14 protein-coding genes are annotated in these 13,889 nt (G+C 74.7%); 7 read left to right on the top strand and 7 right to left on the bottom strand.

Going from position 1 to position 13,889, the window contains the following annotated elements:
- Positions 1–16 precede the first annotated feature (16 nt).
- Positions 17–517: a hypothetical protein gene (locus STTU_RS02360; protein WP_007819453.1), complete on the bottom strand. Its 501-nt coding sequence runs from the start codon at positions 515–517 to the stop codon at positions 17–19.
- A gap of 94 nt (positions 518–611) precedes the next feature.
- Positions 612–1,235 carry a sigma-70 family RNA polymerase sigma factor gene (locus tag STTU_RS02355; protein WP_007819451.1) on the bottom strand — a complete coding sequence of 208 codons (624 nt, stop codon included), beginning with the start codon at positions 1,233–1,235 and terminating at the stop codon, positions 612–614.
- Positions 1,236–1,522: 287 nt separating this feature from the next.
- On the opposite strand from STTU_RS02355, the gene STTU_RS02350 reads away from it, so the two are divergent.
- Positions 1,523–2,764, top strand: coding sequence for a CapA family protein (locus STTU_RS02350; protein ID WP_007819449.1), 1,242 nt, complete (start codon positions 1,523–1,525; stop codon positions 2,762–2,764).
- A gap of 95 nt (positions 2,765–2,859) precedes the next feature.
- On the opposite strand, the gene STTU_RS02345 is transcribed toward STTU_RS02350, so the two are convergent.
- Positions 2,860–3,321: a universal stress protein gene (locus tag STTU_RS02345; RefSeq protein ID WP_007819447.1), complete on the bottom strand. Its 462-nt coding sequence runs from the start codon at positions 3,319–3,321 to the stop codon at positions 2,860–2,862.
- 119 nt (positions 3,322–3,440) lie between these two features.
- On the opposite strand from STTU_RS02345, the gene STTU_RS02340 reads away from it, so the two are divergent.
- Entirely contained in the window at positions 3,441–4,346 is a 906-nt protein-coding gene (locus STTU_RS02340) for a polysaccharide deacetylase family protein (RefSeq protein WP_007819442.1), read from the top strand.
- Positions 4,347–4,377: 31 nt separating this feature from the next.
- Here STTU_RS02340 and STTU_RS02335 read toward each other — a convergent pair whose 3' ends face one another.
- Complete coding sequence (locus tag STTU_RS02335; protein ID WP_007819440.1) at positions 4,378–5,319, bottom strand: alpha/beta hydrolase family protein; 942 nt, start codon at positions 5,317–5,319, stop codon at positions 4,378–4,380.
- 121 nt (positions 5,320–5,440) lie between these two features.
- Between STTU_RS02335 and STTU_RS02330 the strand changes: the two genes are divergently transcribed.
- Entirely contained in the window at positions 5,441–5,902 is a 462-nt protein-coding gene (locus tag STTU_RS02330) for a MarR family winged helix-turn-helix transcriptional regulator (RefSeq protein ID WP_009070471.1), read from the top strand.
- 9 nt (positions 5,903–5,911) lie between these two features.
- On the opposite strand, the gene STTU_RS02325 is transcribed toward STTU_RS02330, so the two are convergent.
- Complete coding sequence (locus tag STTU_RS02325; protein ID WP_043253853.1) at positions 5,912–6,559, bottom strand: class F sortase; 648 nt, start codon at positions 6,557–6,559, stop codon at positions 5,912–5,914.
- Positions 6,560–6,842: 283 nt separating this feature from the next.
- Between STTU_RS02325 and STTU_RS02320 the strand changes: the two genes are divergently transcribed.
- Complete coding sequence (locus STTU_RS02320; protein ID WP_043253851.1) at positions 6,843–7,385, top strand: hypothetical protein; 543 nt, start codon at positions 6,843–6,845, stop codon at positions 7,383–7,385.
- 427 nt (positions 7,386–7,812) lie between these two features.
- Here the strand turns inward: STTU_RS02320 and STTU_RS02315 are convergent, their stop codons facing one another.
- Positions 7,813–8,400 carry a hypothetical protein gene (locus STTU_RS02315; RefSeq protein ID WP_007819434.1) on the bottom strand — a complete coding sequence of 196 codons (588 nt, stop codon included), beginning with the start codon at positions 8,398–8,400 and terminating at the stop codon, positions 7,813–7,815.
- 733 nt (positions 8,401–9,133) lie between these two features.
- On the opposite strand from STTU_RS02315, the gene STTU_RS02310 reads away from it, so the two are divergent.
- Complete coding sequence (locus STTU_RS02310) at positions 9,134–9,949, top strand: SAM-dependent methyltransferase (RefSeq protein ID WP_007819433.1); 816 nt, start codon at positions 9,134–9,136, stop codon at positions 9,947–9,949.
- Positions 9,946–12,105, top strand: coding sequence for a putative bifunctional diguanylate cyclase/phosphodiesterase (locus STTU_RS02305; RefSeq protein WP_043253849.1), 2,160 nt, complete (start codon positions 9,946–9,948; stop codon positions 12,103–12,105). Before STTU_RS02310 ends, STTU_RS02305 begins: the two co-directional genes overlap by 4 nt.
- Before the next feature lie 78 nt (positions 12,106–12,183).
- On the opposite strand, the gene STTU_RS02300 is transcribed toward STTU_RS02305, so the two are convergent.
- The gene (locus tag STTU_RS02300; RefSeq protein WP_007819427.1) at positions 12,184–13,098 is read right to left on the bottom strand and encodes a LysR family transcriptional regulator; all 915 of its coding nucleotides are present in this window, start codon (positions 13,096–13,098) and stop codon (positions 12,184–12,186) included.
- A gap of 83 nt (positions 13,099–13,181) precedes the next feature.
- On the opposite strand from STTU_RS02300, the gene STTU_RS02295 reads away from it, so the two are divergent.
- Positions 13,182–13,889: a succinate dehydrogenase gene (locus STTU_RS02295; RefSeq protein ID WP_009070486.1), complete on the top strand. Its 708-nt coding sequence runs from the start codon at positions 13,182–13,184 to the stop codon at positions 13,887–13,889.

The raw sequence follows: 13,889 nt of genomic DNA, 5'->3' as shown, positions 1-13,889 counted from the left end.
CGTGACCGGCCCGGCCTCAGAAGAGGTGGATCGCCAGGTGCCCGAGCGGCAGCCCGAGCCGCCACGCCGCCGTCCACACCTTCGGCCGCTCCTCCTCCGGCACCGCCGCGCCGCCCGGCACCGCGTCCAGGTCCGGGGCCAGCAGTTCCGTCTCGTGCAGCCACTGCCAGGCCGCGCGCGCGAGCCGCAGTTCGGCGCGGCGGCGCGGTCCCGGCCGGGAGGCGGCGGCCTCCGCGAGCCGCTCGGCGACCCAGTCCTGCCAGGGCTGGTCGTGCGCGGTCAGCCCGAGCCAGGTCTCCAGTTGTGTGATGACCCGGATGCCGCTCAGCTCGTCCTCGGTGTCCGCCAGGTAGACCGTGAGCGCGAGCGCGTCACGTCCCGCGCGGAACTCGAAGGAGTCCGGGGGCATCAGGTCCCCGCTGCGCAGCAGTTCCTCGGCGATGTACTCGGCGTACAGCCAGCCCATCGGAACCACGAGTGTGCCGGTTCCGGCCGTCTCCCCGCTCCCGTTGCCCATCGCGTACGTCCTCCTCAGATCGACGAGTACAGCCGATTACCCGAGGGGCGGTCACGGCAAGCGTCTTTACGGAGACTTGACTCAGTGTCCGGTTTCAATGCGCCGCGGGGGTGTATCCGGGCAGCACGTTCCGCAGGGAGCGCAGCGCGTAGTAGGCGCGCGACTTGACGGTCCCGGCGGGGATGCCGAGCGCCGTCGCCGCCTCCGCGACGCTCGCGCCCCGGAAGTACACCTCGACGAGGACGTCGCGGTGCTCGGGGCTCAGCCCGCGCAGCGCCTCGCGCACGTCGAGCGCGGCGGCCGAGCGGTCGGCGTGGTCGGCGCACGGCGGGGCGTGAGCGAGCAGCACCTCGCCGACCTCGGCGGGGCGCGCCCGGCGGGCCCGGCGCGCGTCGATGGCGAGCCGCCGCCCGACGGTGAACAGCCAGGGCCGCACCGAGGCGTAGTCGGCACGGCGCAGCGCCTCGGGGTGCTGCCAGGCCCGTACGAAGGTCTCCTGCACGAGGTCCTCGGCGCGCTGCCGGTCGCCGTCGCACAGCCGCAGCAGCAGCGCGAAGAGCGCGTGGCCGTGCGCTCGCTGGAGTTCGGCGAGTTCGCGCTCCCCGGTGACCTCGCGGGGCCGCTCCCGGTCGGCGTCGCCGGGTCCCGCGCGGCGCGGGGAGCGCTGGCGCGGGATGGCGGCGAGGGCGGCAGGCATCGTCGTCGTCGGCGGTGTCATGGCGGTATGCCAGCGCAGCCCGCCGCCGGGCGCACATACGCCGTACGCGGCTGTGCGGCGGGCGGTCGAAGCGCTCGACGAGCGGTGCGACGAACGGTCGGCAAGGGCGCGCGCGGGGTGGCGGGGGAGTGGGGGGACGGCGTGAACGGGGGCGCGTGCGCCGGGGTCGGGGCTGTTGCGGTTGCATTCGCGCGCTGCCCGGGATGGGGACTTGCGTGCCGACGGCGGGGCTATGTCTTGTCGTTTTGTCATATTTACGCCCGTGTGTCGCTCCTTCGGAGGTCGCCATGCCCCGTCCCGCTCGTCCCCGCCCCCTCCGGCCCCGCCTGGCCGGACTGCGGACCGGCCTGCTGCTCGCAGGTCTCGCCTCGACCGCCACCGCGTGCGCCGGACTCACCGGCGCGGAGGACGCCCCGGCCGCCCACGCCCGGCCGCAGGGCGCGGGCGGCGCCCCCGCCTCCCCCTCACCCGCCTCGCCGTCCCCGTCCGACAACCGCCACGCCTTCACGCTCCTCGCCTCGGGCGACGTCCTGCCGCACGACTCGGTCATCAAGCAGGCGCACGCCGACGCGGGCGGCAAGGGCTACGACTTCCGCCCGATGCTCTCGGGCGTCAAGCCCGTCGTCTCCCGCGCCGACCTGGCGATCTGCCACATGGAGACGGTGTACGGGGACGACGACGGGCCCTACACGGGCTACCCCGCCTTCGTCTCGCCGCCGCAGGTCGCCACCGCCCTCGCCACCACCGGCTACGACTCCTGCTCGACCGCGTCGAACCACAGCCTCGACGACGGCACCGCCGGGGTCTCGCGCACGCTCGGCGCCCTCGACCGCGCGGGCATCGCGCACGCGGGCACCGGGCGCAGCGAGGCGGAGGCGCACCGGCCCGCCTGGCTCACGGCGGGCGGGGCGAAGGTCGCCCACCTCAGCTACACGTACGGCACCAACGACATCCCGTTGCCGAAGGATGCGCCCTGGACCGTCCGGCTCATCGACGAGGGCCGCGTCGTGCAGGACGCGCGCGCCGCGCGCGAGGCCGGCGCCGACGTCGTCGTCGTGAGCATGCACTGGGGCACCGAGTGGCAGACCGCCCCCGACGCCCAGCAGCGCCAGCTCGCCCAGGCGCTCACCGCCTCGCGCACGGGCGAGCGCCCCGACATCGACCTCGTCATCGGCACGCACGCGCACGTCCCGCAGGCGTACGAGAAGGTCAACGGCACGTGGGTGATCTACGGCATGGGCGACCAGATCGCCGGCCGGATGATCAACTACGACGACGTGCACGACCCGCGCGGCAACGAGGGCACGCTCGGCCGCTTCACCTTCACCCCGCCCGCGAAGCCCGGCGCCCGCTGGGAGGTCACGAAGGCCGAGTTCCTGCCGCAGTGGTACGACCTCGCGGTGAACCGCGTCGTCGACGTGGACGACGCGATCGCGAAGGGCCGCGACCTGACCGCCGTCCGCGACCGCCTGCGCGAGGTCGTCCTGAGCCGGGGCGCGGCGAAGGACGGGCTGGTCGAGGGGCGCTGAGGCCGACGTCGAAGGGTGGGGGGCCGCTCAGCGAGGGGCGTGCGCCGGGACGGCGTGCGTCCCCCGCGCCGCGTCGCGCCGCTGGACCCCGCTCCCTACGGCACCACCGTCACGGGCCAGCGGCCCGTCTTGACGAGGCGGACCGCCACCGAGCCCACGAAGCGGTGGCCGGCCTGCTCCGAGGCGCCGACCACCACCGCGTCCGCCTTGAGTTCGTCCGCCGCCGTCACGAGGCCCGTGTACGGGTCGCCGCGGAAGGTGTGGAACTCCCAGCGCAGATCGAAGATGCCCTTGAAGAGTTCGGTGCCGTGGCGCAGTTCCTCCATGAGGGACTCGGCGATCTCGTCGGTGGTCTCGGCCACGGGGGCGCCCATCGCGGCCCCCGCGGCGAGCAGCGGCTGCACGTACACGAAGGCCAGAAGGGCGCCCTGTCGCCTGGCCAGTCCGCCTCCGTAGGCCGCCGCGCGGAAGGAGGAAGCGGAACCGTCGACGCCGACCACGATCACCTTCGGTCCGTCGGTGCCACGTTCGAACTGGGATGGCTGCTGTTCGGTCACGCAGTGAGGTTAGTGCCTGGCCCCCGTCGGTCACAGGGCTGGTCCGGCCGGGTGTACCCCGCACCTTGTGACGGCGTTGCGCCGGTGCCCGAGGTGTCCGGAGTGCGTGGGATCGGCCCATGCACGCGGTACGAAGCACAGTCGCGCCCCGCCGCGAAACGGACCCCGCGCCCGGCGCCCCCTCGCGCCGCGCGCTGCTGCGCACCGCCGGGCTCCTCGCCCTCACCCCCGTGGCGGCCTGCGCGGGCGCGACCGGAGCGCGGCCTCCCGCGGCGGCGACGACTCCGCCGCGCCGCCTCCCCCCGCCCCGCGCGCAGCGGGCGCGGGCCCCCGAGGAGCCCGACGCGAAGCCCCCGGAGCCCGCACCGGGCCCCCGTACCACCCCTCCCGTGCCCCCGCCCCCGGTCCGCACCCGGCCCTTCGCCCGCCTCCCGCGGGCCGGGCACGCGCTCGCGCTCACCTTCGACGACGGGCCCGATCCGCGCTGGACGCCCGAGGTCCTCGCCGTGCTCGCGGCCCACGACGTCCGCGCGACCTTCTTCGTGTGCGGGAGGCAGGCCGCGAAGCACCCGGCCCTGCTGCGCCGCATCACCGAGGCGGGCCACCTCGTCGGCAACCACACCTGGGACCACCGCAGGCTCACCGGGCTCGGGCGCGCGGCGGTCGAGGAGCAGATCGCCCGCACCAGCGAGACCGTTCGCCGCGCCACGGGCCGCGCCCCCGCCTGGTTCCGCGCCCCCTACGGCGAGTGGGACCGCACCGTGTACACGCTCGGCGCCCGGCACGGCATGGAACCGCTCGCCTGGAGCGTCGACACGGAGGACTGGTCGCGCCCCGGAGCCGCCGCCATCACCCGCCGCGTCCTCGCCGGGGCGCGCCCCGGGGCCGTCGTCCTGTGCCACGACGGCGGCGGCGACCGCGCCCAGACGGTCACCGCGCTGCGGCGCTTCCTGCCCCGCCTCAGGGCGGACGGCTGGGACCTGGTCCGCCCGGACCGACGGCTGACGCAAGGTGCCGCGCGGTAGGGCGCGGGGCACGGCGCGCTGAGGTACGGCGCTACGACGCGGAGCCCCGCGCGGCCGGGCTCCCCTTCGATTCCAGGCGCCCCAACGGGTGCGCCCCGCCCGCCAGTTCCGCGTGCGCCCGCGCCCACGCCGTGCCGTCCGTGCCGAGCGCGTGGTGCAGGTAGGCCGTGGTGACGTCCTGCACGAGGGCGAGGCGGGCCGGGTCCTCGTCGGTGGTCTCGGCGGACCCGTACCCGGGTATCCCGCCGAGGGAGTGCTCCCCGCCGTACACCGTCAGCAGGCTCTTCGGTCCCGGGCTGAGCGTGTACGGGTCCTTCGTCCACTCCGCGCCCCGCACCGAGAGCGGGAGGTCGTCCGCGTCCCCGGCGACGACGAGCGCGGGGCGGCGCAGCGCCGAGAAGTCCTGGCCGCGCAGCCACGGCAGGTGCGTCGTGGCGAAGGGCGTGAGGTCGGAGCCGCCGCTGCCCGCCGTGGCGAGCAGCACGCCCGCCGAGACGCGCGGGTCCGACAGGTCCCGTGCCGCGCCGGTCTCCGGGTCGGTGACGAGCAGGCCGAGCAGCACGCCCGCCGTCTGGCCCCCGAAGGAGTGCCCCGCCGCCGCGACGCGGCCCGTGTCGACGCGCCCCGCGAGCCCCGGCACCGCCGCCACGACCTCGCCGAGGTGGTCCAGGACGCGCTTCATGTCCTCCACGCGGTGCCGCCAGAACCGGGGCCCGCGCGGATCGTCCGCGGCGAGACCGAGCGTCCTGGCGTCCAGGTGGGTCGGCTGGACCACGACGAAGCCGCGCGCGGCCCAGTGGTCGGCGAGCGGCCCGTACCCCTCCAGCGAGGAGCCGAAGCCGTGCGCGAACAGCACGACGGGCAGCCGTTCGCCGGTCGCGGGCGCGGAGACCCGTATCCGCAGTGCGGTGCCGCGGCCGGGCGCGGGCAGTTCGAGGGGCTTGACGGAGAGGACGGGGGAGGGGAGGGACATGGGGCGTGCTTCTTTCCGGTGATCGTCCACGCTCTACTTGAGCGTTCAAGTGCTACGGTAGGGACCTGTCACTTGAATGGTCAAGTGAGGATGTCGCGTCCGGAATCGCGAAGGGAGCGCCATGGCCCACCGGCCCGTGCTCAGTGCCGAGGAGGAAGACGCGTGGACGCAGTTGCACCTCGTGGCGCAGCTCCTGCCCGCCGTCATGGACCAGCGCCTGCGGCGGGACGCCGGGCTCGGGCACTACGACTACGCGGTGCTGCTGACGCTGTACCGCGCGCCCGAGCGCACCGCCGCGATGACCGGGCTCGTCGAGATCACCTCGGGCTCCTTCTCGCGCCTTTCGCACACCGTCACGCGCCTGGAGGGGCGCGGCCTCGTCACGCGGGAGCGGCGCGGCTCGCACCGGTACGTCTCGCTCACGGGCGAGGGCCGCGACGTCTTCCTGACGGCCGCCGCCGGGCACATGGACGAGATCCGGGAGCAGGTCCTCGACCACCTCTCACCCGAGGACGTGCGCGCGCTCGGCGACCTGCTGCGCCCGATCGCGACGCGGCTGCGGGCGAACGCGCCCCGGGGCTGAGCGCCGGGCTCAGCGCGCCGAGCCCACCATCCGCGCGAACACGACGACGTTGCCGTCGTACCCCGTGCCCCTGTGGTACGCCCCGCCGCACGTGATGACCCGCAACTCGGGGCCCGCCGTCGGCCCGTACACGCGCTCGCCCGGGAAGTCGTCCTGGGCGAAGACCTCGACCCCGTACACCTCGAAGAGCGCCGTCCGGCCGTCCGCCCGCTCGACCGCGATGTGCCGCCCCTTGCGCAGCGCCCCGAGCCCGTAGAAGACCGCCGGGCCCTCCTTGTTGTCGACGTGCCCGACGAGCACGGCGGGGCCGCGTTCGCCGGGCGAGACGCTGCCCGTGAACCAGCCCACGAGATTGCGCGCGCCGGGCGGCGGTGCCTGCACCCAGCCCTGCGCGTCGAGCCCCACAGGCCGCACGGGCGCGTCCACCCGGATGTCCGCCACGCGCACCCGCCGGGGCCGCGAGAAGCCGAGCCCCCGCGTCCCGCCGGTGGCAGGAGAGGCGCTGTCGGGCGCGGCGGCGCGCGCGGGCTGCGGCGGCGCGCTCACGTGCTCGCCCGAGCCGTCCCTGAGCAGCGCGATCCCCGCCAGCAGCACGAGCGCGAGCGCGCCCCAGGGGGCCCGCCCCCGCACCTTCCCCCGCCCGGCCTGCGCCTCCATCCGCTCCTCCTCCCGCGCCCTCGTTCCACGGGCAGCACGCTAGGCGCGGGGGCCGGGAGCGGCGACGGGGGATGGGCGAACGGGTGGCGTGCGCGGCGGCTACCGCGCGCCGGGGGGCAATCCACCGCGATGCGCCCGCTCGACTGACGGAGCGAAAGGTGCACCGGGGCGGCGTATCCCCGGGTGCGGCGCGGGGCGCGCCGGGCGAAGGCTCGTGGTGCGGGGGCCGCCATCGACCGCCGGGGAAGGACCCCGGGGGCCGCCCGCTTCCCCGGAGGCTTCCATGCGCACCATCCCCGCCGCCCTGGCCGCAGGCTGTGCCGTCGTCCTCGCCCTGGGGGGCGGCCCGCCCGCCTCGGCGGGTCAGGCAGGCCCGAGCCCCCAGGAGATCGTGGTGACCCCCACGTCCGTGCCGCTCGGCGGGAAGGTCACGGTCGTCGTACGGGCCTGCGCGGGCGGCACCGTCCACTCGCCCGGCTTCCCCTCCGCGCGGCTGCGCCCCGTCGACGGCGGGGACAGCGCGACGGCCGCCTTCACGCTCGGCGCCGCCTCGGCGCCGGGTCGCTACGACGTGACCGCCCGCTGCCCCGGCGGGGAGCTGACCCGTCCCGCCGCCTTCACGGCCTTCCGCGGCGCGGTCCACGGCGGTGTGGGCGGCGCCTCGGCCCGCAGGGCGAGCCCGGCGGACATGGCGGTCGGCGGCGGACTCGTCGTCGCCGCGGTCCTCGGCGGCGGCGTCCTGTGGCTCCGCCGCCGCGCCGAGGACCGCGCGGCCCGCGCGGCGGCGACGCGCCCACGACGCGGGGTGGCGCCGCAGGCGCGGTGAGCGGGAGGGAGCGAGGGCGGGGCCCCGCGTCGGAGCGCCCGCCGCGCGGGGTCGGGCGTGCTCCCCGGCGTGCGCGGGTCCTCGTCGCGCGGCCGTCGTCGCGGAGCGCGTCGTCGCGGCACCCGTTGCCGCAGAGCCCGTCGTCGCAGCGCCCCTCGTCGCCGAGCCGCTGGAGCACTCCGGCGAAGTCGCCCGAGCCGAGCGGGGCCGAGGCACCCGCGTCATGCCGGTGACGCCGGGGTCCCGGTCGGCCAGGCCGTCGCGGTCAGCCCCACGTCGACGTCCACGGTGCGCACGGTTTCCACGTCCTCGCCCGGACCGGAACGGCACGAGGCCGGGAAGGGACCCCGTACCAGGGCGCGTCCCGCTCCCGCCCGAGGACGACGGTGTCGGCCGTCCCGCGCGTGTGCGGAAGCCACGTCATCCACTACGCCCTGCTCCTGCGGTACGCGTACGTCAGCACGCCTCCGACGAGCAGGGCCCCGAGCGCCAGGTTGCCCGTCGAGAAGGTGCCGGAGACGCCGCCGCCCTCCCCGGCGCGCACTCCCTTGTCCGGCGCGCGGGAGGGCGCGTGGTCCGGTTCCGCGCGCAGGCCGGTCCCGGGGCCGAGGTCCGCCTCCGGCCGCGTGTCCTCCGCCCGCCGCCGCGGTCGCGACGTCTCCGAGATCTCGCCGCCGCCCGCCGCCACTTCCAGGCGGGCGCGGTGCTGGCGGCCGTCCGCGCAGTCGAAGGTGAGGTCGTACGCCGTGCCGTGGCGGGCCTCGAGCGAGACCGTCACGAGGGCCGAGGCCCCGGGGGCGAGCGTGCGCGGCGCGAAGAGGGCCGAGCGGACCGTCGTACTCCCCGCGCAGCCCCGTACCGACACGCGGACCTGGGCGCCCGGGATCGCCGTCGCGGGGCGTACCTCGGCGGTGAGCGGGGACGGGGCCCCGTCGGCCGCGGCCGGCCACGGCAGGGAACCGGCGAGAGCCGTGAGACCGACGAGAACGGCGCGGCCGGTACGTTGCGGGCGCATGCGAGCCTCCCAGGCGCGGACGCGGCACGAGCCGGAACACCCGTACCCGCCCCGACGCTAGGGAGCGGCGCCGCGTACCGCGCCCGCTGCCGGGCGGACGGGTCACGCGGTGCGGCGCCCGGGTGAAACACCCGCCGGTAACGTGTGCGGAAGCGGTGCCCCGCCCGCGAGCGTCACGGGCCCGCGGGAAACCGTCCCGCCGACGCCGATAAAGTCGGACGAATTCTGTGGGCAGGCGAACGAAAGCACACGCGAACGCCCAGTTCCCCGAAATCACCCCCTGTCCGTCCTCCGGCCGGTTTTCGCCCAGCGCCCGCCCGGACGAAACGGATGAATTCCAGCTAATTCGCCGCCCCGCGTGAAAACTTCTCCACCGCCTGCGTCAAGTCGGCCTGCCCCGACCGTAGTTCGGCAGGGGTTGCGGAACCGGCCCCGTTTTCCGCGCGGGCCCCGGCGACGTAAAGTGCTGGCGGGCCGCCAGCGGGCCGGGGAGAAAGGGAACCGTGTCGTCGCCGCCCAGGTGATGACCGGGAACGGACGGTCATTTTCCGTTTTTGCTCGCTCTTCTGGCGCCTGATCAGTAGCCTCTGCGCAGGCGACCTCACCCGCGCGCGAGCGCCCCGGAGCCCGGGACACCGCGCACGAGGGGGCGCCGCACCCGGAGAAACGAGCACCGCACCCCACCACCGGCTTCGGCCACCCCGGCCCCCACCCGCAGCGACTTGGAGCACCGATGGAGCGACCCGCCTGGGCCCCGCAGGGAATCGACATAACGGTTCCGAGCGTTTCCCGGATCTACGACTACTACCTGGGCGGCTCGCACAACTTCGAGGTGGACCGGGAGGCCGCGCGGCGCGCGATGGCCCACCTGCCGGGGCTCCCCAAGATCATGCAGGCGAATCGTGCCTTCATGCGGCGCGCGGTGCGCTACGCGGTCTCCGAGGGCGTCACGCAGTTCCTCGACATCGGCTCCGGCATCCCCACCTTCGGCAGCGTCCACGAGGTCGCCCGCGCCCTCGCCCCCGAGGCGCGTGTCATCTACGTCGACCACGACCCCGTCGCCGTCGCGCACAGCGAGGCCGTGCTCGACGGCGACCCGCGCGCCAGCGTCGTCGCCGCCGACCTGCGCAAGCCCGCCGAGATCCTCGGCGCCCCGGGGTTCGCCGAACTCATCGACCTGGAGCGGCCCGTCGCGCTCCTCCTCGTCGCGGTGCTCCACTTCATCGAGGACAGCGAGAACCCGGCGGCCCCCGTCGCCGAACTCCTCGACGCGCTCGCCCCCGGCAGCATGCTGATCCTCACGCACGCCGCGTACGAGCACATCCCCACCTCGCGGCAGGAGGCGAGCGGCGCCGTCGACGTCTACCGCGACATCCGCAACCCGCTCGTCATGCGCACCGCCGAGGAGATCGCCCGCTTCTTCGCGGGCACCGAACTCGTCGACCCCGGACTCGTGCCGATGGCGGAGTGGCGGCCCGAGCAGGTGCCGGGCGAGGAAGCGGACCCGTACGCGAATTCCGGGTACGCGGGCGTGGGGCGCAAGGCGTGAGCGAGGCAAGCGGGACGAGCGGGACACGGGACGAGCCGGCCGACCGGGTCGGCAGGTTCGCGACCATCTGGAGCCGGGCACTCTTCCCGCTCACCGCGACCTCACTGACCCGCCCCGAGTTCGAGAAGCTGCTCCTGCCGCTCGCGCACCGCCTGCGCGCCGCGCTGCACGCCCGGGTCTTCGACGCCGAGGAGTCGCGCGGCATCGGCGCCGCCCTCGTCGCCGCGCACTGCACCGACCCCGAGACGCTCAGCCGCACCCTCGACGTCGTCGAGGCGTACCTCGTCCTGTACTGCGGGGACGACGGGCGGCACGAGGACCTCGCCGCGCGCGGCGCCCGCATCCAGCACGCCATGGCGGCAGGTTTCGCCGGGGCGCTGCGCGAGCGGACCCGTACCGAGCAGGAGGCCATCTCGCGGGCCGCGCTCGGCGCGCGCGCCGCCGTCGAGCGCGCCCTGCACGTGAGCGAGGCGCGCTTCCGGGCCGTCTTCGAGGGCGCCGCGCTCGGCATCAGCATCGCCGACATGGACGGTGTCATCGTCGAGGCGAACGACGCGCTCGCCGGGATGTTCGGCGGCCTCGTCGGCTCGCTGCGCGGCACCAACGTCCGCGAGTGGGCCCACCCCGACGACTCGCCGACCGTCTGGCGCCTGTACGAGGAACTGGTCAAGGGCACCCGCGAGTACTTCCAGGCCGAGAAGCCCTTCTACCGCCACGACGGCACCGTCCTGTGGACCAACCTCACCGTCTCGCTCCTGCGCGACGACCAGGGCCGCCCGCTCTACCAGCTCGCGCTCCTGGAGGACACCACCGAGCGCCGCCTGCTGAACCTCCGGCTGCGGTACGAGGCGACGCACGACGCGCTCACCGGGCTCCCCAACCGCACGCTCTTCTTCGAACGCCTCGACAAGGCGCTCCAGGCCGGCGAGAACAACCGCTTCGGGCTCTGCTACCTGGACCTCGACGGCTTCAAGACGGTCAACGACAGCCTCGGCCACGACGCGGGCGACCGGCTCCTGGTCGAGGTCGCCGACCGGCTCCAGGGCTGCGCGGGCGGCGCCGGGGAGATCGTGGCCCGCATCGGCGGCGACGAGTTCGTCGCGCTCACGACCGGGCCCCGCGCCCGCGAGGAGGTCCACGAGCTGGCCGGGCGCATGATGCAGGCCCTCGCCACGCCGGTCCGCGTGGACGGCCGGGAGCTGACCGTGCGCGGCAGCATCGGCATCGTGGAGGGGCCGGGGGGCGGCAAGCGCGGCCCCGCCGAGGTGCTGCGCAGCGCCGACATCACGATGTACCGGGCCAAGGCGGCGGGCGGCAACCGCTACGAGGTCGCCGACCCCGAGGCCGACGCCCGCGCCATCACCCGGCACGGACTGACCACCGCGCTGCCCGCCGCGCTGGAGCGCGGCGAGTTCTTCATCGAGTACCAGCCGCTCGTCGACCTCGGCGACGGCACGGTGCACGGCGCCGAGGCGCTCGTGCGGTGGTCGCACCCGCAGCACGGCACGATCGGCCCCGACCGCTTCATCCCGCTCGCCGAGCACACCGGTCTCATCGTGCCGCTCGGCCGCTGGGTGCTCGACGAGTCCGCGCGGCAGGCCCGGCTGTGGCAGGAGGAGCGCGGCGGCCCCGCGCCGCTGCGCGTCAACGTCAACCTCTCGCCGTGCCAGCTCCAGCACCCGCGTCTCGTCGCCGACACCGTCGAGATCCTGGAACGCACGGGGCTCCCGCCGGGCGCGCTGTGCCTGGAGGTCACCGAGTCCGCGCTCATCGGCGCCGACGACGACCTCCTCAAGCCGCTGCGGCGGCTCGCCGAGATGGGCGTGGACATCGCGCTCGACGACTTCGGCACCGGCTACTCGAACCTCGCCAACCTGCGCCGCCTCCCGGTGAGTGTCCTCAAGCTCGACCGCGCCTTCACCCGCGGTATGCAGCAGTTCCCCGCCGACCCGGTGGACCTCAAGATCGTCGAGGGCATCGTCGCGCTCGCCCACAGCCTCGACCTCGCGGTCACGGTCGAGGGCGTCGAGACGAGCGCCCAGGCCGATCAGCTCCGCGAACTCGGCTGCGACACGGCACAGGGCTGGTACTACGCCCGTCCGGGCCCGGCGGCGAGGGTCAGGGAGCTGGCACTCGTGGACGCGGTGACCGGCTGAGGGACGGGGGAGGTACGGGTACGGCGCGGGCCTCCCCGCCCGTACCGGCCCGGCGGCCCCGTACCCCGGCGGGCCCGCTCACTCCGCCTGCAAGCGCGCGGCCTCCCGCACCAGGATCTCCTGGAGTTCGCGCGCCGCCCGGGGCGGGGCCACGTCGCTGCGGTGGGCGAGGGCGATCGTGCGGTGCAGGCCGGGCGACGCGAGAGGGGTGACGCGGAGACCCGAGCCGGGGCGCTCCGCGACCATGCGCGGGACGACGGCCGCGCCGAGCCCGGCCCGGACGAAGCCCAGCACCGCGTCCATCTCCCCGCCCTCGACCGCGAAGGACGGCTCGAAGCCCTCGTTGCGGCACGCGGCGACGGTCAGTTCCCGCAGGTCGTAGCCGTGCCGGAACATCACGAGGCGCTCCTCGCGCAGATCCGCGATGCGGACCCTGCGCCCGCGTCCGCCGCCCGAGCCCGGCGCGGACCGCAGCAGCGAGGAGACGACCACGAGGTCCTCGTGGAGCAGCTCCACCGTCTCCAGCGCGGGCGACGCGGTCGGCAGCGGGAGGACGACGAGCGCGAGGTCGAGCGCGCCGCGCGCCAGCTCCCGTACGAGGTCGTGCGAGCCGCCCTCCTCGATGAGGAGCTGGATCCCCGGATAACGATCGTGATACGTCCGCAGGACGTCGGGGAGCAGTCCCGTGCACAGACTGGGGGTCGCGCCGAGCCGGACCCGCCCCCTGCGCAGCTGTGCGATTTCGCCCACTTCGTGGTGCGCGGTCTCGGCGTCCTCCAGGATGCGCCTGGCCAGCGGGAGCAGCGCCTCACCCGCGTCGGTGAGCGTGATGTTTCCCCTTGCGCGGCTGAAGAGTTCGGCCCCCAGCTCGCGCTCCAGCGCCTTGATCTGCTGCGAGAGCGAGGGCTGCGCGACGTGCACGATCTCGGCGGCGCGGGTGAAGTGCCGGGTCTCCGCCACGGCCACGAAATACTGGAGCTGCTGGAACTGCATAGTGCAACGATAGGCCAGGGCTATGGAAATAAGGCCAGTGATCTCTTGGACCTCTCGGGTCGTTCGGCCCTACCTTGCTTGACATGGCTCTGGCACCAGGGACGGACCGACGGCCGTCCAGGACGCGAATGATCTGGGATTCCTCCGTCGGCAAGAAGACAGTGATGGCCGTCTCCGGCCTTCTCATGCTGCTGTACTTGATCGCCCACATGTACGGCAACCTGAAGATCTTCTTCGGACCCGGCACCTTCGACGAGTACGCGCACTGGCTGCGCACCGTCGGCGAACCCTTCATGCACTACGAGTGGACGCTCTGGGTCATCCGGGTCGTCCTGGTCATCGCCGTCGTGGCGCACGCCGTCTCCGCGTACCAGCTCAGCCGACGCGACCAGAAGGCACGCCCGGTCAAGTACGCGCACCCGCGCCGCCGCGCCTCGTACGCGACCCACACCATGCGCTACGGCGGGATCGTCCTCGCCCTCTTCATCGTGTGGCACATCCTGGACCTCACCACCGGCACCGTGCACAGCGGCGGCTTCCAGAACGGTCACCCCTACGCCAACGTGGTGGACACCTTCTCCACCTGGTACGGCAACGTGATCTACATCGTCGCGATGCTCGCCCTCGGCCTCCACATCCAGCACGGCTTCTACAGCGCCGCCCAGACCCTCGGCGTCGGCAGCCGCAGCCGCGACCTGGTGCTCAAGACCCTCGCGAACGTGCTCGCCGTCGTGATCACGCTCGGCTTCATCGCCGTCCCGGTCGGCGTCATGACCGGATTGGTGGACTGA

This window comes from Streptomyces sp. Tu6071, from assembly GCF_000213055.1.
GTDB classification, from domain to species: Bacteria; Actinomycetota; Actinomycetes; order Streptomycetales; family Streptomycetaceae; genus Streptomyces; species Streptomyces evansiae.
This window is presented reverse-complemented; position numbering and strand designations above follow the sequence as displayed.